Annotated in this window: 21 protein-coding genes; 13 read left to right on the top strand and 8 right to left on the bottom strand. The window is 34.8% G+C overall.

The window, feature by feature from the left end:
- Window positions 1-24 precede the first annotated feature (24 nt).
- The 11 genes from MKZ17_RS10180 (at window position 25) to MKZ17_RS10230 (ending at window position 11,469) form a co-directional block, all read left to right on the top strand.
- Window positions 25-657 (top strand): LysE family transporter, encoded by a 633-nt coding sequence (locus MKZ17_RS10180; protein WP_340723625.1) that lies wholly within the window; start codon window positions 25-27, stop codon window positions 655-657.
- A 340-nt stretch (window positions 658-997) separates the two neighbouring features.
- On the top strand, window positions 998-2,458 hold the full coding sequence (gene abc-f, locus MKZ17_RS10185) for a ribosomal protection-like ABC-F family protein (protein WP_340723626.1): 1,461 nt from the start codon (window positions 998-1,000) through the stop codon (window positions 2,456-2,458).
- An 84-nt stretch (window positions 2,459-2,542) separates the two neighbouring features.
- Window positions 2,543-3,676 carry a collagenase gene (locus MKZ17_RS10190; protein WP_340723627.1) on the top strand — a complete coding sequence of 378 codons (1,134 nt, stop codon included), beginning with the start codon at window positions 2,543-2,545 and terminating at the stop codon, window positions 3,674-3,676.
- Between the two features lie 246 nt (window positions 3,677-3,922).
- Window positions 3,923-4,810 (top strand): pyridoxal 5'-phosphate synthase lyase subunit PdxS, encoded by an 888-nt coding sequence (pdxS, locus tag MKZ17_RS10195; protein WP_340723628.1) that lies wholly within the window; start codon window positions 3,923-3,925, stop codon window positions 4,808-4,810.
- A complete protein-coding gene (gene pdxT / locus MKZ17_RS10200; protein WP_340723629.1) occupies window positions 4,804-5,391 on the top strand; it encodes a pyridoxal 5'-phosphate synthase glutaminase subunit PdxT in 588 nt (195 codons plus the stop codon). The genes pdxS and pdxT overlap by 7 nt, the downstream gene beginning before the upstream one ends.
- A 522-nt stretch (window positions 5,392-5,913) precedes the next feature.
- Window positions 5,914-6,843: a serine O-acetyltransferase EpsC gene (gene epsC, locus MKZ17_RS10205; protein ID WP_340723630.1), complete on the top strand. Its 930-nt coding sequence runs from the start codon at window positions 5,914-5,916 to the stop codon at window positions 6,841-6,843.
- Between the two features lie 317 nt (window positions 6,844-7,160).
- Window positions 7,161-8,372, top strand: coding sequence for an MFS transporter (locus MKZ17_RS10210; RefSeq protein ID WP_340723631.1), 1,212 nt, complete (start codon window positions 7,161-7,163; stop codon window positions 8,370-8,372).
- A 191-nt stretch (window positions 8,373-8,563) separates the two neighbouring features.
- Window positions 8,564-9,406: an aminoglycoside adenylyltransferase domain-containing protein gene (locus MKZ17_RS10215; protein ID WP_340723632.1), complete on the top strand. Its 843-nt coding sequence runs from the start codon at window positions 8,564-8,566 to the stop codon at window positions 9,404-9,406.
- Between the two features lie 154 nt (window positions 9,407-9,560).
- On the top strand, window positions 9,561-9,998 hold the full coding sequence (locus MKZ17_RS10220; RefSeq protein WP_340723633.1) for a zinc ribbon domain-containing protein: 438 nt from the start codon (window positions 9,561-9,563) through the stop codon (window positions 9,996-9,998).
- Between the two features lie 280 nt (window positions 9,999-10,278).
- Window positions 10,279-10,926, top strand: a complete 648-nt coding sequence (locus MKZ17_RS10225) for a hypothetical protein (RefSeq protein WP_340723634.1) — start codon at window positions 10,279-10,281, stop codon at window positions 10,924-10,926.
- 33 nt (window positions 10,927-10,959) lie between these two features.
- Window positions 10,960-11,469, top strand: coding sequence for an SMI1/KNR4 family protein (locus MKZ17_RS10230; RefSeq protein ID WP_340723635.1), 510 nt, complete (start codon window positions 10,960-10,962; stop codon window positions 11,467-11,469).
- 290 nt (window positions 11,470-11,759) lie between these two features.
- Here the strand turns inward: MKZ17_RS10230 and MKZ17_RS10235 are convergent, their stop codons facing one another.
- The 7 genes from MKZ17_RS10235 to MKZ17_RS10265 form a co-directional block, all read right to left on the bottom strand.
- Window positions 11,760-11,996 carry a hypothetical protein gene (locus MKZ17_RS10235; RefSeq protein ID WP_340723636.1) on the bottom strand — a complete coding sequence of 79 codons (237 nt, stop codon included), beginning with the start codon at window positions 11,994-11,996 and terminating at the stop codon, window positions 11,760-11,762.
- 59 nt (window positions 11,997-12,055) lie between these two features.
- Entirely contained in the window at window positions 12,056-12,637 is a 582-nt protein-coding gene (locus MKZ17_RS10240; RefSeq protein ID WP_340723637.1) for a helix-turn-helix transcriptional regulator, read from the bottom strand.
- 81 nt (window positions 12,638-12,718) lie between these two features.
- Window positions 12,719-13,606: a PhzF family phenazine biosynthesis isomerase gene (locus MKZ17_RS10245; protein WP_340723638.1), complete on the bottom strand. Its 888-nt coding sequence runs from the start codon at window positions 13,604-13,606 to the stop codon at window positions 12,719-12,721.
- 269 nt (window positions 13,607-13,875) lie between these two features.
- Window positions 13,876-15,249, bottom strand: coding sequence for a sensor histidine kinase (locus MKZ17_RS10250; protein ID WP_340723639.1), 1,374 nt, complete (start codon window positions 15,247-15,249; stop codon window positions 13,876-13,878).
- Window positions 15,246-15,923, bottom strand: coding sequence for a response regulator transcription factor (locus MKZ17_RS10255; protein ID WP_340723640.1), 678 nt, complete (start codon window positions 15,921-15,923; stop codon window positions 15,246-15,248). Before MKZ17_RS10255 ends, MKZ17_RS10250 begins: the two co-directional genes overlap by 4 nt.
- 92 nt (window positions 15,924-16,015) lie before the next feature.
- Complete coding sequence (locus MKZ17_RS10260; RefSeq protein WP_340723641.1) at window positions 16,016-16,693, bottom strand: ABC transporter ATP-binding protein; 678 nt, start codon at window positions 16,691-16,693, stop codon at window positions 16,016-16,018.
- Window position 16,694: 1 nt separating this feature from the next.
- Window positions 16,695-17,726, bottom strand: coding sequence for an ABC transporter permease (locus MKZ17_RS10265; protein ID WP_340723642.1), 1,032 nt, complete (start codon window positions 17,724-17,726; stop codon window positions 16,695-16,697).
- Between the two features lie 219 nt (window positions 17,727-17,945).
- Here MKZ17_RS10265 and MKZ17_RS10270 point away from each other — a divergent pair, with 219 nt between their 5' ends.
- Window positions 17,946-18,572, top strand: a complete 627-nt coding sequence (locus MKZ17_RS10270; protein ID WP_340723643.1) for an alpha/beta fold hydrolase — start codon at window positions 17,946-17,948, stop codon at window positions 18,570-18,572.
- Between the two features lie 203 nt (window positions 18,573-18,775).
- Here the strand turns inward: MKZ17_RS10270 and MKZ17_RS10275 are convergent, their stop codons facing one another.
- Entirely contained in the window at window positions 18,776-19,621 is an 846-nt protein-coding gene (locus MKZ17_RS10275) for a pentapeptide repeat-containing protein (protein WP_340723644.1), read from the bottom strand.
- 214 nt (window positions 19,622-19,835) lie between these two features.
- On the opposite strand from MKZ17_RS10275, the gene MKZ17_RS10280 reads away from it, so the two are divergent.
- Window positions 19,836-20,048, top strand: a complete 213-nt coding sequence (locus tag MKZ17_RS10280) for a DUF6366 family protein (protein ID WP_340723645.1) — start codon at window positions 19,836-19,838, stop codon at window positions 20,046-20,048.
- Window positions 20,049-20,160: the final 112 nt, after the last annotated feature.

Here is a 20,160-nt window from a genome sequence, read left to right on the forward strand (position 1 = left end):
TGTATTTTGGAAAGAAGTGTTTAAATGAGTTTGTATGTTGCTTATGTCATGGTAGGGTTAGCAATCGCAATGCCAGTAGGTGCTATTACGGTTGAAATGACAAAACAAGGATTAAAAAATGGCTTTATGCATGGATGGGCAGTAGGAATCGGTGGGATGACCATTGATGTATTATTAATAGTTGCCTTGTATTTTGGTTTAGCCCAGTTTTTATCGCTGCCATTTATTCAAATGCCATTGTGGATTATCGGAGCCGTATTTTTATTTATGCTGGCGTACGATTCCATTAAAAATGCCGATAAGGATATTACATTAGCAGGGGAGAAAGTGGAAAAATCGCTCTTTATGACGTATCGTAATGGCTTAATCGTAGCTGTTTCACCAGGAAACTTAGTATTTTGGGTTTCAGTATTCGGTACAGTATTAGCCGATTCCTACAAGGGAGATAGCCCTAACCAATTTTTAATTGTTGCTTTCGGAATATTATCCGGCATTTTATTACATGACATTGGCCTATTAACGATTGTTTCATTAACAAGAAAAGTTATGAACCAACAAATGATTAAATGGGCTTCCATCGTGGCAGGGATTTTATTATTAGGCTTCGGTTGTTACTTTATTTTTGAATTCTATGTAGATGTAAAAAGTATGTTATAGTTCTTAATTATAATATTTGTAAATTATAGTTAATTAGATATAATAATGGTAGTCTATTGTAAAGGGTGATTAGTGGATGAGCAAATAATTCTATTTTACACGTAAAATGTATATGCATTTTCACTTAAAATAGGATTACTCTGTCCATTTATTATTCTTTTAATTATACCTTTTATTAGGTTTATTTAATAATGAATTGTAATCCTTCTGAAGCTTTATTCAGAAGGTTTTTTATTTGGCTATGCATATACAATCAAGTGAGCGATTGGAATGATTGTATGCGAAGTAAATTCATCATCTCCAATTATCGAAAGTGACCCACAAAACTGGAGGTGGCGGTATGCCGATTAGAATAAGAAACTTGAACTTTGGATTTGATACGCTGGAACAACCAATATTTCAAAATGTAAATTTGACGTTTGATACGAGTTGGTGCCTCGGTTTGATTGGAAGAAATGGCCGGGGAAAGACGACATTATTAAACTTGCTCATGCATAAATATCCGTTTACAGGTGAAATCTTTAGCGATGTAGACTTTGTGTATTTTCCGCAACAAATACTAAATAAAAAAAACGTAACTTACTATGCCATTGAAGAAGTAATGCCAATCGAATTGTGGAAGCTAGAAAGAGAATGCCAACAGTTATCATTAAATAAAGAGGTACTCTGGCAACCATTTGAGCAATTATCAGGTGGTGAGCAAACGAAAGTATTACTTGCAGCACTTTTTTGTCATGAATCGAAATTCCCACTTTTAGATGAGCCTACGAACCATCTAGATCGAGAAGCTAGACAAGTAGTGTGTGACTATTTAAAGAAAAAGAAGGGCTTTATTGTTATTAGTCATGACCGTAGCTTTATCGATGAAGTGGTTGACCATGTTTTAGTCATTGAAAAAACCAAAATAAGTTTGTTTAAAGGAAATTTTTCGACTTATGACTTGCAAAAGAAACGTAAAGACAATCATGAAACTCAACAAAATAGGAAAATAAAGTTAGAGATTGACCGCTTAAAGCAAACGTCAAAAGAAAAGGCGGACTGGGCGCATAAAAGAGAAAAAGATTCAGGAAATGATGCCTTTGCCAATGCACGTGCTGCACGCCTTATGAAAAAATCAAAGACTATCGAAAAACGGATGCAAGTAAAAATCGAAGAAAAATCACAGCTTCTGAAGGATATGGATGACGTCAATGTATTAACAGTAAATTGTATGTATAGCCATCGTGACCCTGTACTTCGTGTAAAGGATTTTACGTTAGCTTATGAGGATCGTATTCTTTTTCAGCCAATTACTTTTGAACTTTATCAAGGGGAGCAAGTAGCGTTAGTAGGCCCGAATGGTAGCGGGAAGACGGCATTTTTAAATTATATGATTGACCAACACTTTGATGGGACGGTAATAGGTGAAGTACTATTGCATCATAATGTGACGAAAAGCATCATACGTCAGAATTATGAGAATAATATTGGTTTGCTAAAAGACTTTGCCGTTCAACATCAAATCGATTATACATCACTTTTAACACATCTACGTGTATTAGGATTCGAACGAGATGTTTTTCATGTCCCAATTGAGCAGATGAGCAATGGTCAAAAGAAAAAAGTGGAATTAGCAAAGTCACTCGGCATCTTTGCAGAATTTTTTATATGGGATGAGCCAATGAATTATTTAGATGTCTTTAACCAAAAACAAATTGAAGAAATGATTCTGCAATGTAAACCTACTCTTTTATTCGTGGAGCATGACGTTACCTTCCTTTCGAACATTGCGACAAAGGTAATTGTAATTGATCCTTATTGAGGAGGTATTTAAAAATTTTTGCTCGTATAGAATATATTAAATTACAAGAAGGGTTTAATTTTGGTAGTGAGCAGAGGAGGGAATATGAAAAAATTAGTCTTTCGGTTATTTTTGCTATTTATTTTAGTGATTAATATAATTGTCATTTATTTATTTTTAAATCCAAATAAAACTTTTGAGCAGGTATTTAAATTTAATGAGGAGTATACAAAGGTTAAAGAGGGGAATTTTCGAATTTATACACCCCCAAACTTACCATTTCATTCAGAAGATGTATTAAAGGAACTTGTTCAAACAAGGGAGATAGCACAAAGTTTATTGCCAATGGACTATGCAAGTCATCATTCAATTCCAATCTTCGTAACACTTTCTGATTACAGAGGACATGAAAAAATTCCATGGTTATCGGGTGCTTACTTTAATAATATGGAGACAATTTTAATTAATGGTGAGGCTGAGCAGTATACCTCCTACACGATCCTCCATGAATATAGCCATTATTTATTTGACCTCTATTTAAGAAATCAAGAACTTTCAATAGAGGAAATACCCGCATGGTTTACAGAAGGTTTAGCGGAGTATAGTGCATTTGGAGTTCAAAATACGTTAATTGTACAGTCCTCGTATTACTATGATGTGTTTCCATTTGAGCAGCTGCATAATAACATTTGGTCAAATTCCAATACAATCTACTTACAAGGTTTTTACGCGATTTATGACTTAATTGAAAAACATGGGGAAGAGGTAATTCCTGAAATCCTCGCGACCTATAAACAATCCAGGGATTTCGTGAAAGCCTTTGAGGAGGTTACGAAACAAGAATATAGTACATACCATGAACTGTTTCGTCTCAATAAAAACCATCTTCAGATGCTAGAAGAAAATTTAAATGAACCCGAGCAAATCTTAAAGCTTGGGGAAGAATGGCTTTCAAAGAAATCGACAATCAATCCATATTCACCATTCGTTTTACCATATGTAATTACAGCATCAATCGAGCTACACAACGTAAACGATGCAAAAAGTTATTTTCAGCAATTAGATCAGCTGTTATTTATTCCAAATGATTATTTGTATTACGCACAGGCCTTTGCAGATGCAGGGGAAGTAGCGTTTTCTAAGCAGCTTATCGAAAAGGGACGTCAATATGCAGTTAAATATCATTATGATTTAGACGTGTTCGAAGCTGAAGTGAGGAAAGTCCAGTTGGATTTATAATTGCCATACTTTGAAATGTGGTTGAGGGATCATAAAAAAATAATATTTATTTAAAAAGACGATGCGATTGCATTGTCTTTTTTTCGTCACTACATTGCAAATGCAGGAATTTGTTAATCAATTTAGGCACTAGTGAATAATGTTTGAAAAATCTGACCCCTTTACTATTTTAATAATTGGATATTTCATAGTAATCAGTTAATTTGTATACTAATTACTATTCTAACATTAAGGAGTGATAGAGAAATGTCAATTTCTAAAGGGTCAGATGTCGTGAAAAGAGGGATGGCACTCATGCAAAAAGGGGGTGTCATTATGGATGTCGTAAATGCAGAGCAAGCAAAAATTGCAGAAGCTGCAGGAGCTGTTGCTGTAATGGCACTTGAACGTGTCCCTTCAGACATTCGTGCAGCAGGCGGTGTAGCGCGGATGGCAGATCCACGTATTGTTGAGGAAGTGATGAATGCAGTTTCAATTCCCGTAATGGCAAAAGCACGTATCGGTCATATTGTCGAAGCACGAGTCCTAGAAACACTTGGTGTAGATTACATAGATGAAAGTGAAGTACTAACACCAGCAGATGAAGAATTCCATTTGTTAAAAAACCAATATACAGTACCGTTCGTGTGTGGATGTCGTGATTTAGGAGAAGCTGCACGTCGCATTGGAGAAGGTGCCGCGATGCTGCGCACTAAAGGAGAGCCCGGCACGGGTAATATAGTAGAGGCAGTGCGTCATTTAAGAAAGGTAAATGCACAAATTCGCGCAGTAGTTGCAATGAATGAAGATGAATTGATGACAGAGGCAAAATTATTAGAGGCACCTTATGAAGTTTTACGGATCATTAAACGTGAAGGACGTTTACCAGTCGTTAATTTTGCAGCTGGTGGCGTAGCTACACCCGCTGATGCGGCATTAATGATGGAGCTGGGCGCTGATGGCGTATTTGTTGGCTCCGGTATTTTCAAAGCCGAAAATCCTGAAAAATTTGCACGTGCTATTGTACAAGCAACGACACATTACAACGATTATTCATTAATTGCTACTGTCTCAAAGCAAATCGGCATACCGATGAAAGGAATTGATATTCATAATCTACCTCAAGCTGAACGCATGCAGGAGCGTGGATGGTAATGAACATTGGTGTCTTAGCACTCCAAGGAGCTGTCACGGAACATCTTCGAGCAATCCAAGCAGCTGGGGCTAACGCTGTAGCGGTGAAAAACGTAGAGCAGCTAGAATATATCGACGGTTTACTCTTGCCCGGTGGGGAAAGTACAGCGATACGTCGCTTAATCGACAACGCTAGTATGTTACCAGCTCTTCAGCAATTTGCTAAAATAAAGCCCGTATTTGGCACATGTGCAGGGTGCATTTTATTGGCTGAAAATGTTGAAAATGGGGATGCTTCTATTGGACAAATGAGAATCACGGTGCGTCGTAATGCATTTGGACGGCAAATAGATAGTTTCGAAACAACTCTTACTATTCAAGGTATAAGTGATGCTTTTCCCGCTGTTTTCATTCGTGCGCCAAAAATAATAGCGGTAGAGCCAGGTGTAGAAGTATTAGCTACATATGAGGGTGATATTGTATGTGTAAGAGATCGACACCTACTCGCGTGCTCCTTTCATCCGGAGCTAACGGATAATTTATCTTTAATAACCTACTTCATTGAAAAAATGTGTAAAGATAATTCTGGCTGTGCTAATTGAATTTGGTGAATAATATAAAGCCTTAATTGGCGGATAGTTAAAAAGCTACGTTCATAAAAAAGAACGTAGCTTTTATTGTTGAAATTTTGTTATCACTCGAAAAGTAAATGTTACTCTTTGTATATTTTTCTTTATTAGAACAATAGATTGTAAGCGGTTGATAAAAGGTAATAAGTGAAAAATCCAAGAACAAAAAGAAAAACACTTCTTGTATTTTTATTTATATGAATCACTCCATTTTTAAATAATAAATCTAAATCATTATCCATAAATTGAAAATGTGAAATCTTGTATTTCTAAAAGTTATAATCATTTATTGCCAATTTTGTATTTATTAATTCACGTTTAATGAAATAAATACCAACAGAATCCTTTAAAAGAAGAATAGGCAAGATATTCAACCTGTTTTTTTACAAAGCGAAGTATATGTATTGAATAAACAAGTAAAGAGGGTTATTTTTAATATGAGTGATTTTCAAATTAGTAAATGTATAAGATTGAAAATGATAGAGGGGTAAAAAAATGAAAATTGAAGATTGGCTAAATAATGAAGTGCCTATAATCGCGAATGAATTAACAGAGTATAATATAAAACATGTAGAGATTGAAAAATCAATCGGTTTTAAAGGACGAGATAAAGTTCATGAAATTTTACTTTGTTTTCATGAAATATTATTTCCAGCAATTTTTAATGAAGGATCAGCTGACGAAGTACGTACGCATGTAACAGTTAGTAACAATTTACGAAAATCTGCCCTAGATTTACGTGATATTATCGAAAAGGTTTTAGTGTATCAAAACTTTGATAATTGTAATGGACAGTGTCGTGAAAAAGCAGATCAAGTAGTGATGAAATTAATTAGCAATTTCCCGCGAATTCGTGAAATGATCCAAACGGATATTCAGGCTGCGTATAATGGAGATCCTGCTGCTACTTCTACAGAAGAAATTTTATTAAGCTATCCTTCGATTCAGGCAGTGTTTATTCACCGAATTGCCCACGAATTATATAAGTTAGATGTAACCATTGTTCCTCGTATTATGTCTGAATATGCACACCAATTAACTGGAATTGATATTCATCCAGGAGCGTCAATTGGTCATTCGTTCTTTATTGACCATGGTACAGGGGTTGTAGTCGGAGAAACGTGTACAATTGGCAACAACGTTAAAATCTATCAAGGGGTTACATTAGGTGCACTAAGCTTCCCACTTGATGAAAAGGGTAACCCGATTAAAGGCATCAAACGCCATCCAAACATTGAGGATAATGTGGTGATTTATGCAGGAGCGACAATTTTAGGTGGTAAAACAACGATTGGTCATGATACCGTGCTAGGAAGTAATATATGGCTAACACATTCAGTACCTCCTTACTCTCGTGTTTATAATTCTCAGCCTTCACCAAAGATTAGTAATAGTTCAGAATACGTAATGGAATATGAGATTTAATAATTAAACTATAGTACTATTCGAAAATTATTAGTAGTAAACGTCTGGTATTGTTCCGGACGTTTTTTTGTATAAATAATTTTTAAATAAAAATGCCCCACCGATAAAACCAGAGTTTTCATCTCTGTATCAATGAGGCTGTAATTTATATAGATTTAGAAACGTATGTTCGATTGTTAGTGCTCTTCAAATAAACGTTCATAGTATTCGCTTTTCATATTATTAGTATACCAATTTTTTGAATAGTAGTCTATATTTTCTTTTGTTTGAAAATTAAAATGAATCCATCGGCCGAAATAAACGATGGGAGTTATTGAATGGTTAATAATTTTATTTGGAATAGCAACTTAAAAATTAGACTAATAGGTGAAACTATTTTTAATGTTTTTTACTGGATGTATTTTCCTTTCTTAGCAATCTATTTTAGTCAATCCTTTGGGTTGGGATGGACTGGAATATTCATGACAATCCCGCCCATAATTAGCTTAATAGCAGGAATGGTGGGGGGCTCTGTTGCAGATAGAATGGGCCGAAAAAAAATCATGCTATGGGGAACAGGGATACAATTAATGATGTTTATTCTCTTTGCGAGTTCCAATTATATTTGGCTGGATTATGTTGCTTTTTTAGGAATTACGTTTGGTACAGGTGTGTATAAACCCGCAAGTGATGCAATGGTTGCTGATACGGTGCCAGCGGAGCATCGGAAGAAGGTATTTGCATCATTTTTAACCGGAAGTAATCTAGGGGCAGTATGCGGTCCAATCTTGGGTGCTTGGCTGTTTTTTGATTATCGAGAAGAATTACTTTGGTGCTGCGCCTTAGTTCTACTTATTTATTTCAGTGTCATCTTTACTCGATTTAAAGAAACACTACCGATAGATACGAATTTAAATTCTAAAGAAGTACCAATTTCACCTTTCGAGCAATTAAAGGGCTATGTGACGATTCTGAAAGATAAACAATTTGCCTTTTATTTATTTGCTGGCGTATTTTCAGTCATTGCAATTATGCAGCTCGATTTATATTTGGCAATCTACATCTTTGAGGAGGTGCCGAGTCAATCCATTCTATCAAACTTTCAATTTGAACTTTCAAATCAAGAAATTTTAGGCTATATGTTGGGGCTAAATGGCATTTTATTTGTGCTATTTGTTTTACCAGTAACGAAATGGTTAAAATCATGGAGTGATAAAAATGTGTTTATTTTAAGCTGTTTATTGGCAGGCTTTGGTATGTTTGCCGTAGGACTAACTACAAATATTTGGCTGCTACTTATTCTGACGATAATCTTCACCTTTGGGGAGATCACAAGAGCACCAGTTCTCTACAACTTTGTTAGTGATTATGCACCACCAACTGCTAGGGGGCAATACATGGCAGCTTCTAATATGCAATTTACAATTGGTCGATTTTTAGCACCGAGTACAGTTTTTTTATCCCAATTTTTTGCTCCAATTACTATATTTACTTTGATATTGCTTTGTTCTTTAATTAGTTTAGTGTTGTATTTAAAACTATATAACTAATACGAATTATATTAAACGGCCTGCTCAAAGAAAATGAGCGGGTTTTTTATTCGAATGGAGATTTACAATTTATGTATAGAAAATTATAATTAGCAATAAAAGATATTTTTACATTAAATGTAATTGGGTATGCAAGTTCAATAAAAATTAAATACCTCGTTTGTTATTCAAATCATCAAAGGAGAAATTTTATGGATACTAGAATTCCTACTTCAGTTCGACCGATTTTAAATGATTATACAGTGATATTTAATGAAACATTTCCTAATATGCTAGAAGGATTCTATTTGCATGGTTCTATTGCATTGGATGCTTATTGTCAGGGGATGAGTGATATTGATTTTATGGCAATAGTGAACCGTCCTTTTACAGAAGAAGAATTAATGGTGCTAACAAATATACATCTAGCGTTACATAATCAATCGAAAACTATTGTAATGGATGGCTCCTATATTGTTAGAGAGGATATCGGTAAAAAACCGACTGCAGCCACGAAATGTATTTATGTAAATGAAGGGAAGGTACAGCAGAGCAATCACGAGATGAACCCGGTTACTTGGTGGATATTGAAGAACAAGGGGATCACAGTTTTTGGAACAGACCTCACTACATTTCATTTCGAGTTAGATGATAACAATTTGACATATTATGTTCTAACAAATATGAATCATTATTGGTTCAATCGTATGAATACATTAAAAAAATATAAAAAGGTAGCGCCATTTTTGTCAAATAAATTTATTGACCAGGAAATACAGTGGTCTATTACCGGTTTACTACGCCAATTTTATACGCTAAAAGAACATGGAATTATTTCAAAGGTTGAAGCAGCAAAATATGCAATTGAGGTAATGCCTGTAAGATGGCATCCCATTATTCAAGAATCGATTAGCATTCGTGAAGGCTTAAAATTACGTTACATAAAATCTAAAACACAACGGGTTAATGATACGATTGACTGTATGGAATACATAATAAATGAATGTAACCACATTCAACAATGGAATGAACAGTTTGTAAAGCAAGATATGTAACGAGAATGAATGCGAAGTGCTGCAAAACGAATAAACTTGTTCATGAAACTGCATGTGATGGGTATCGATTCAGAATCGTGAAGATATTTAATAATTTTTACTGTAATGAAACTTTTGGGAAGTGAAATCGTATTTTAGAGAAGGGGTGAATATAATGAGTAAAAATTCGTTTGTGACAGAAGAGCATCAACAAGCAAAGAAGTTTTTTAAATTTTTTGGTCCATTTCTGTTAGTCATCGGAATTGGATGTCTCGTAATTGCAATATTTGAATTTTTTACGCTTGATTTTTTTGAAGAACCTAAGCTAGATTGGTTATTCTTTGTTGGAATGCCATTTTTATTTGTTGGATTTATTTTTACTGGGCTAGGTTACGGATCAACTGTAGCAAAATATCAAAGTCGTGAAATGGCTCCGATAGCAAAGGATACGTTTAACTATTTGGCAGAGGAAACAACAGAGGGCTTTGAGAAAATTGCTCAAGCGATACATACAGGGAAAAGTACTATTATCCAGGCGAGAAGTTGTGATCATTGCCAACATCTAAATCCAATGAACGCAAATTTTTGTAATGAATGTGGGAAAAATTTATAACTGTAAAAACCATGACGCATTAAAATTGGCGAAATGGTTTTTTTAATTTTTAAAATACAGTCATGAATAGGGAATTTGCAAATATGACAAGAAAGTATGAAGGAAATATAGGAGCGTAATGGGAATAAAGTAAAGATGAGGGATGAAAGGTCTTCAAGCAATTAATCATTCTTGAAATCATAGTAATTATTGATATAAATAATATTTGGAAAAAGCAATTAGCTTTTAAAGAAGTATAGCTATAGCCATCTGAAATAATCCTATTTAAGGAGATGTTTGCGTGAAAAAACAATATTTTTTTAGTTTATTATTTGTAAGTTTCGTATTGGCGAGCTGTGGAAAAGACACGACTATACAAGATGCTGGTGAAAGCAAAATGAATGAAAATAGTAAATCGACTGCAACGATGGCAACTACTTCAAATAGTACACTTCATTCATATGACAACGAGCATGGAGCGTTTGAAGTTTTTTATACAAAAGATAATTTAGGCTTAGTTGAAACGAATGAGGACTATGGATTAGAGGTGTCTTCCATTGAATATGGCGAATTTTCTGTAGCGGACACATTTGATTACTATCCAGATCTTGAAAATGACGACGGTAAAATAGGGTATGTGAAGGTGAAAATCGAGATGAATTTACCTGAAAATATAGACCCTTCACAGTTCTTTTACCCAGATCAAACGACATTAACGATTACAGAGGAATTTCAACCAGCATCATCAGATAATAATTTTGCGGACCCAGTATCTATAGAATTGGGAGAGATAACTGGAAATGAAGGGTATTTGTTTTATTTGTTATCACCAGCTGAAACAAAAGCGCTTAAAGAAGCAAAATCCGTTACTTTAACAACGATGGCCCCATTCACTTCTAAAAATATGGACATTAAAGAAGGGTACCATTTTAAAGTAACACTCGACTAAATGTTCTAACGGGCTGAAAATAGGAGTATGCAAATGCAACGATTAATAGATCAAACGTTAAAAGCACTTCAAACAAGGTTAGCTGAAAATAAAAACATGATTCAAGTTCAAGTAGAAGGTGGGGATGTATTTAACGCTACATGCACATTTCATCCACCTGCAACAGAAAATGAGATTCTGGATTTTGAACGACAGACAGGCTATCGTTTACCAGCTGATTATAAAAATTTTTTAAAAATTTCAAATGGCTGTCGTTTATTTGATCATGTAACATATGGTGGAGAAATACAGTTATATAGTTTGCAGGAATTAATCGATTATAATCAAGTATACGATGCATTCGAGGGATGCTTTACGATTGCATCTGTATATCAAGATCACATTGTGATTAATAGTAAACATGTATTGCAAAACAAGCAGTATTATTTGTATTGGAAAGGCAGTATTGAGTCATTCGAGGATGCTAGACCATTATCAATTAATTTTGAAACGTGGTTAGATCGTATAATCGTATGCCAAGGGACAAAATTTTGGTTGTGGTAAAATAGTGTAAGAAAATATACTATTCCAACCAATATGCCTGCTCAATTAGTATGATGAGCAGGCGAATTCGTTTGCAAAAATGCAAGTATACACGATTAACCATTTATTATTTTTACATAATTTTTTTCATCCGATTTGTAAGTAGTTTTGTTTCGGAAAAAAATAACATATACCTCAGGATATTATTTGTCCGATTTTCTCTAATTTACATTCAATTCCATTCCATTTTGTACAAATTCGTAACAAAGTATAAATTGAGATGAAAATATTGATTACAATATCTAGTAACATCATAATTCATCAAAACCCAAGTTGATTGGCTCTAAAGGTAAGTCATCGGGTGAGCTTGCCATATTTGTTGATGGAACAGTTCGATCAACTTCTTCAAATTTTACACCGTCAATCCATATTTCACCTGAGCCTACAAGTAGTATTCCAAAATGAATTGAAGTACTTTCCTCTGGTACATCTAAGACAATTGAATAATAGTTCCAATCGGTAGTACCATGGATTGAACGATTTTCCATATTATCGAATTGTACAAGGTCACCATTTCTTTTATCAATACGGCACCAAGCTCCACATTTCAGGCCTCTTTAGTTTTAATAAAGCAGGACATTTTTAACCGTTTGCCTACCCAATTTTTTGCGGAGAATACTTGCATCATTGTCCCAAATTGCCCTTCCTCAGCAGGACGGGTAGATCCAAGGTAACCTGATTTTGAGCCAGTATGGAATACCTCATTGTCCGTTTTCATTGTGTATGCTGATGGATTTGTACCACTTAAAAACCATCCCTTTACATCATTTGTTGTCGTCATTTCTTGTTCCTCCCTTTGCTGTAATAAGCGCATTAGATTGCGATATTTACCAGGTGGCATATTATATAGTTCTTTAAAAGCTCTTGAAAATGCCTCCTGTGATTGAAAAAGGCATTCGAATGAGATTTCCAAGATACTTAACTCTGAATGGAGCAATAGAAGGGCCGATATTGCAAGACGTCTTTTCCGAATATACGCTCCAATAGTCAAACCGGTTTCCTTTTTAAATTGACGTGTTAAGTAAAATTTAGAATAGCCAATTTTTCTTGCGTAGTTTTCAAGCTGCCATTGTTCTAATAAGTTAGCTTCTAATGTTTCAATGATATTTTGAATAATTTGACTATACATAGTGCTCACCTCAAAACTAAGTATATGGAATAAACATGAAATTTTTTTGATAATTATTGCTATATTAAGTTGGAACTTGCTTTAAAGAAACAATTCTATATTTTTAACAAATACAGCTGTCCCAGAGATGGAAACCTGTAATTGTTGACTTTGTTCTTCTAAATGTACATAAACTAGGCCATCTTTGTTTATTTCATGTCCTTGTTCTACTTTGAATGTAGTAGGGAGTGGCACAGATGGATGAACATATTGTTTATAGTAGGCACCCATCACGCCGGAACCTGTACCTGTGACGGCATCTTCAACTGTCCCAGAATAAGGAGAGGAAAAATGTCTTGCATGCATATCATTGTCTACATCTCTAACTTCAAAACAAATCGGATGAACTGATGACTTCGGCATGTCGAGTAATATTTCAGGGAATTGTTCTGTTTTCGGCTTCATTTTTTGGAAGCTAGATAACTGTTTGATCGGAACAATTAGCGTCCATGTGCCTGTACTTCCATAAACAATTGGAAGGGAGTGATCAATTTCATCTAGAGAAAGTCCAATTGCTGCTGCTAAGTGTTGTACAGATCCTGTAAATTCAATGAATTGTGGCTTTGCATGTTGCATGTGAATTCGAATTTCTCCCGAACTATGTTGAACTTTAATTGGTAAAACACCAACAAGCGTTTCAATCGTAATGCAACTATTTTGTAGAAGGCATTCTTGTTGCAAGGCAAAAACAGCTCCCATTGTCGCATGACCACATAAATTCATTTCGTGACCGGGAGTAAAATAGCGGATTCGAAAGTCAGCCACCTCGGATGGCAGTATGAATGCGGTTTCGTTAAAGCCGATTTTTTTAGCAATTTGCTGCATTTCTTGTTCAGAAAAGTCCTTCCCATTCAACACAACCCCTGCAGGATTTCCTCTATCAGGAATTGAACTAAATGCATCAATATGTAATACTTTCACATTTTTCATAATATCCCTCCAAACATAGTGTAACTAATAGTATTATATTGTTTGAATATTCTTGCATCAAAGCTTTTCTGAAATCTAGAATGGAAAAAGAGGAGGAGTATGATGCTTGAGCCCCTTCATTATTGAGTACACCTATAAAGAAGAGCCCACTAAAGTATAATGTGTCCCACAAAAGAAAAAAGCCACCATTTTTTAGAATGATGACTTTTTTGATCTAGTTTAATGGGTTTTAGGAAATCCCATAAAAAATTCATTGGTTAATGTTTTTCTTAAATGTTTTTTGGTAATGTTACAGATACGGTAGTCCCCACACCTAGTTCACTTGTAATATTAATTGTCCCATTATGCAGTGTTAATACACGCCTTACGATAGATAAGCCTAATCCAGTGCCTTCAATCGTTCGTGTACGTGAGGAGTCTGCACGATAAAAGCGTTCGAAAATTTGCTGCTGTTCGTGTTCACTAATACCAATGCCACTATCTTCAAATGTAATAGTAATACTTTCAGGCTGCTCAATAAGTTCAATATCAATTGTCCCATACTCATTTGTATATTTAACGGCATTAGATAGTAAATTATCCCATACTGCATTTAGCAATTCTGCATCGGCAAAGATTTGTACTTCAGGAAGAGAGTAGCTAAGCATCAAATCCTTCTGACGAATTTGCCATTCATAATGCAGAACAAGCTTTTTGATTTGTTCACTTACAGAAAATAACTGTGGCTGTAAAGGTAAGTCTTGCTGGTCGAGTGTTGTCAGCTGCAATAGTTGATTGGTCATAGTCGACAATCGTGCAATTTCATGATGAATTGTATCAATATACTGTTGATTAATCGGATGATCTTTTTCGATTAATGTAACATAGCCTTTAATATTAGAGAGTGGTGATTGGATATCATGCGAAATATTTGCGATGAATTCTTTACGCTTTTCTTCGATTTGTGATAGCCTTTTTGTCATTTGCATAAAGCTTTGAGATAACCGTCCAAGTTCATCAAGTCGTTTATCGTCAAGTTGAATATCATACTGTCCTTTTGCAATAGAAGTGGTAGCTTCCGTTAGCTTTGTAATAGGTTTAACAATTAATTTCGTTGAAAATAATACAAGCAAGATGCTAAGGACAATCATAAACACTAACAATGTAGCAAATAAAAAGTGCATTTCATTAAATAACATCTTTATATTTGGTCTAACAAATAATGCGTACGTTTCACCATTATATTGAATTGGAACACCAATCGAGTTTGTTAGCTCATTTGCAAAAAAACCTGTCACAAAGGTTTGGTGAGGGAAGTGTAGTATCCCATGATAAATCGTGCCATTTAACACTTGTTGGATCGTATCTTCTTCAAGAGAAGTGTCACGAAATGGCTCTTGAAATGTAGTAGGCTGTAAACTCTGATCAAACAACATAATATGATAACCGAGTGACGCTGAATGCTGTAAATACTCCTCTAATTCAAGCTCTGGGTGGGTCTCAATATAATTTACCAATTCGACAGCAAGTGAGGTTGTCTTTTCATCATTTTGTGGCTTTAAATACTGTTGATAATAAATATTGGATAGAAAGAAAGAGACAATACTACTAAATATCATAATGACAATCGTAGTGATGACAAATTTCGCATATAGTGTTTTCATTGTGTTTCCTCAATGGAGTAACCAATACCGCGAACTGTTTTAATTTGTATACTCGGTGCTAGTTTGATTAGTCGAGCACGTAATCGTTTAATATGTACATCGACTGTCCGCTCGTCACCACAATAATCAATACCCCAGACTTCCTCAATTATTTGCTCCCGTGTGAGCACCTGTGTCGCATGCTTGACTAAGTAAGCTAAAAGCTCAAATTCTTTTAATGGCAATATTAATGTTCGATCATTTACTTTAATTTCGTAACTTTTAGTTAAAATCGTAAGTGGACCTAAATGTAGTGTAGCTGTAGGGCTAGGTGCTTCGTAACGACGAAGAAGCGCCTCTACACGAAACTGCAATTCCTTTGGATCTACAGGCTTAACAACATAATCATCCGTACCTGCAATATACCCCTTTTCCTTATCTTCAAGTTGTCCCTTCGCCGTTAATAAAATGACTGGAAGATTATAGTTGTTGCGAATCGTCCTTGTGAGTTCATAGCCGTCTAAATAGGGCATCATGACATCAATTATCGCAAGGGTGATTGCATGTTCCTGCAACTGCTGAAGTGCGGCCATACCATCTCTTGCCGTAATAACACGGTAGCCTAATTGGGAAAAATAGATGGCAATAACATCGCGTACATGTGGGTCATCATCTACAACTAAAAGGGTAGTCATCGTAAAAAAACTCCTTTCATCTATTTAAAATAGCCCAGCATAAGCTGCGCTATTTTAAAAAAATATTGATTTCACAATTTTAGGGGAGCTGTTTATGAAAGAGATTCCTCCAAAATTTTGCCATCTCGCATGTGTACTGTTCTATCTACATACCGTAGCATTTCTTCATCGTGTGTGACAAGTAAAGTTGTTAAATTTAAGGACTTCGTTAAATTTTGAAGAAGCATCATGACTTCACTTGAACGTTTGGAATCAAGACTTGCTGTTGGTTCATCTGCAAATAATATTTTTGGTTCATGAATGATGGCACGAGCAATCGCAATTCGTTGTTTTTCACCACCAGAAAGTGAAGAGGGATACGCAGTTTTTCGATGTGCCATCCCAACTAGTTCAAGCACACGATTAATATCCATTTTATTTTTTTTCTTATTTGCAACGTCTAACATTAATAATAGCTGTTCTTCTACTGTAAGAAACGGTACTAAATGTGCAAACTGAAAGACGAAACCAAATTGCTCTGCACGCATTTGGCGAAGCTCTTCTTGTGACAGTGTTGTTAAATCTTCATTATTGAAATAAATATGCCCTTCTGATGCAGATTGTAATCCTGCAGCAATGGTTAATAAAGTACTTTTCCCTGAGCCAGAAGCCCCAACAAGTGCTGTGATTTCACCTTTCTGAAGCGTCAGGTCAATGCCTTTCAAGATCGTTTCATCTGTTTCGCCAATAGGGAATGATTTTTCAAGCTGTTGTATAGTAAAGAAACTCATATTATATCTCTCCTTGCTGTATTGCTTGTAGAGGTTGAATTTTTTTAATTTGAAGTCCTGAGACTGTTGCTCCGATAAAGCCAATAACTAAAAATACACCAGCAAATAATAATGTCGTATTTAGTGTTAAATAGAAGGGCATCCCTTGTGGAGCAACGTTTTGAAATAACTGACTTAACACAAGAGAAATGCTTAAAGCGATTGCTGAAATAAGAAGCATTTGCGTCCACATCATGACAAATAATGTACTTGTTTTTACACCAATAGCTTTTAAAATTCCATACAGACCAATTTTTTGCACGTTCATCATATAGAAGAAAATTGCAAATAACATACCACTAATCACAACTAAAAACCAAATAATCATATTAAGTGAAAGCTGTTCAGCAGAATAACTAGGAATCGTATTTAAAAAATCTTTGTTCGAATAGGCAGTTAAACCATCCATTGTTTTTACCTCTTCATCTGCTAAATACAGTAGTTGTAAATCAGTTGTACGGTACATTTCTGTGAAATCCTCTTGTTGAATAAAGGCTACAGCTGCGTGATTAAATTTTGTTTGTTCGGAGAAACCAACGATTTCCCACTGACCACTAAATTGATTACTCGTTAAAATATCACCAATTTTATATCCTTCTTCTTTTAAAGAAATATCTACAATCATCTCACCTGCTGCGACCTTAGGAAAGATATCTGATTCGGTTGTTGTTACAAAGGCGACGCTCTGTTGCTTTCCTTCAGCGTTGTGGAACATACCCATTTGAATTGAAAGGGCAGTAGCATCTGGATACTTTTTAAGAAGCTCCTGTTGCTGTGTATTTGATATTCTCGATAAGGCGTAGTTATCTTCTGCCTCGGTTGTCATATAAAACTGTCCATCTGGTAGCTCTTTAATTAGTGCTGCATTATCTTGAGATAATCCATTTGCTAATCCTGCAATCATAAATGTCAGTAAGCTAATTAAAAGGACGATTAGTCCAAAGATGAAGAACTTGCTTTTATTTTTTTTCATCTCTTTCCATGCTAATTTCATGAAGTAGCCTCCTTGCTGTGTTGATGTTGTTAAGTATATCGATTCATTGTGAACGGACGATGAACGAGTATTATAAATAAGAATCGTTCGTTAATGTGAGATTTGAACTAGAAGTATAGTTGTTGGATAGCCTCAAGAAAATGTATACTAATTTATAAGCTTTCAATTATTGTAAAGAACTTTTCAGGAGAAAAATTGAATTATAAGGTGGTGTTCTTTATGAGCATAGTTTTTATACATGGACTTGGACAAAACTCATCAAGTTGGGCGCAAACGCTTTCGTATTTACGAGAACAACAACAAATTGAATGCCCTGATTTATCCATTTTACTTCGTGGAAAAGAAGCTACATATGTGAATCTGTATAAGAGCTTCGTTGATTTTTGTGATTCTATTGATGAACCACTCGATCTTTGTGGCTTATCACTTGGGGGGATTTTGGCGTTAAATTATGCGATTGATTATCCACATAAGGTAAAGTCAATCGCATTAATAGGTATTCAGTATGAAATGCCGAAACTACTATTGAAATTTCAAAATAAAATATTCAAGTTTCTACCAAATTCTACTTTTGAGGAAATCGGTTTAAAAAAAAGCGATTTCATACAGCTGACAAATTCAATGTTAAACTTACATTTTACTGATCAATTAATGGCTATTTCCTGTAAAGCGTTGATTGTTTGCGGCGAAAAGGACTATGTAAATAAGAAAGCTTCAAAAAAAATAGCGGAACTCATTCCAGCAGCTGTACTTCAGCTTATCCCGAGGGCAGGTCATGAAGTGAATGTGCAAGCACCGAAAGCATTAGCGGAAATACTTGAGGAATTTTTAAGAACAAGAGGATGATTGAATCCTTTTCAAACTAATTACAATTATTAGAACTTACGATAAGAGACTGCTTTTTCAGTAGGGGAATTGTATTTAAAGTAGTGGGAACAGCACGAAAGTTAAAAACCAAGGATATTACTATTAATGACTTGAAAAAGCAATTTCTCATAAAGAAAAATTGCCGCGTGTAATTTTATTTAAGAGGTTATAATTGAAAAATATCAGTTAATCCAATGAAATGGTGTATGAATGTGTGTAGGTAAGATCGTTCGATCGTTACCTTTAGCCGCATTAATTTGCATTTGGGTTAAAAACATACTTGTAGAAAGATTTGCATCACTTAAATTTGCATCACGTAAATCCGCTCCTATAAAATCAACACCTCTTAAATCCGTGTTTCTCAAATCCGTTGCGATTAAGTACGCTCCTCTAAAATCCGTCGTTCTTAAATCTTTACCTTTTAAATTTTTTCCAATCCAATCAACGCCCCTACATTGTTTTCCTTTCTTAATCATGAAAACTTTTGAACTTAACTCATTTCGGATGTATTCACTTGTTTCGAGAAGAAGCTCGTTTACAGGTAATCGACAATTTATTAAATCCAAAACTAAAAGGCTATCCGCATCCATATTAGTATAGCCTCTTAATTTATCGAATTGTGTACGTAACTTACTACGCAATGAATGTGAAATATTATGAGTTAATGCTTCTGTAATAAAAGCAATCATTTCAAATAGCTGCTCTACTATAGGAAAAACACGAAACATTTTTGTGGCGATATGAGGATGTTGCTGCCAACTTAGTCCATTAAAAGTGTCTTGAGAAACTTTTTGACCCGCACCTAAACAATCGAAAACGGTACATCCCTTAAATCCTCTATTCGTTAAATGATTATGAATTTTACAGCGAAAATCTTTTTGTAAGTTAGGGCAAATTGTCCCAGCAGGTTTATTTATTGCAAAATCACTTGATGTGACAATATTGAGTGCAACACAGCAGAGTCCAAAACATTTAGAGCAATCAGCTTTCAAACTTCCCCTAATGTTTTTAGCGGTTTCATTATTCATTATTAATACCTCTTTAAGGTTTATTTGTTTTCCAATATTCAACTATTTTTAATGGAAAGCTTTAATTACAATTCTAGCTTCTTTAAAATATTTTACTATTATTGTAACATTATAACTGCAAAGTATTAATCGGAAAATTTAGATAACTTGCCGTAATGCAAGAAATTAAGGATAAAATGAATACGTGAAGAAATTGAAGTGGAGGAGTAGGAACATGTCAAAAAAAGAAAAGCCAGAGGAGCTTCGTGAACATCTTTATAAGGAAGAACTAAAAAATAACCCAGCTGTTCAATTGAATGATACGCTCAATAAAACACAAAGTGGAATGCCCGTAACATCAGGAATGAGTTTGAAGGAACTCGGCTGGATTATTATATTTATTATCCTTTTTCTTTTCGGATATGGTATGTACAATCTGCTTTTTTGAAATGGGAACGTAGCAGAACGGAAAAATATTTTCTCACAGTAAGTGTTGACCTAATGATAGCTAATCTTAAGAATAAATTAAGATTTTACGTAATGCTATATTAAGATTTCCT

Source organism: Solibacillus sp. FSL R7-0682 (genome assembly GCF_038005985.1).
Lineage (GTDB): Bacteria > Bacillota > Bacilli > Bacillales_A > Planococcaceae > Solibacillus.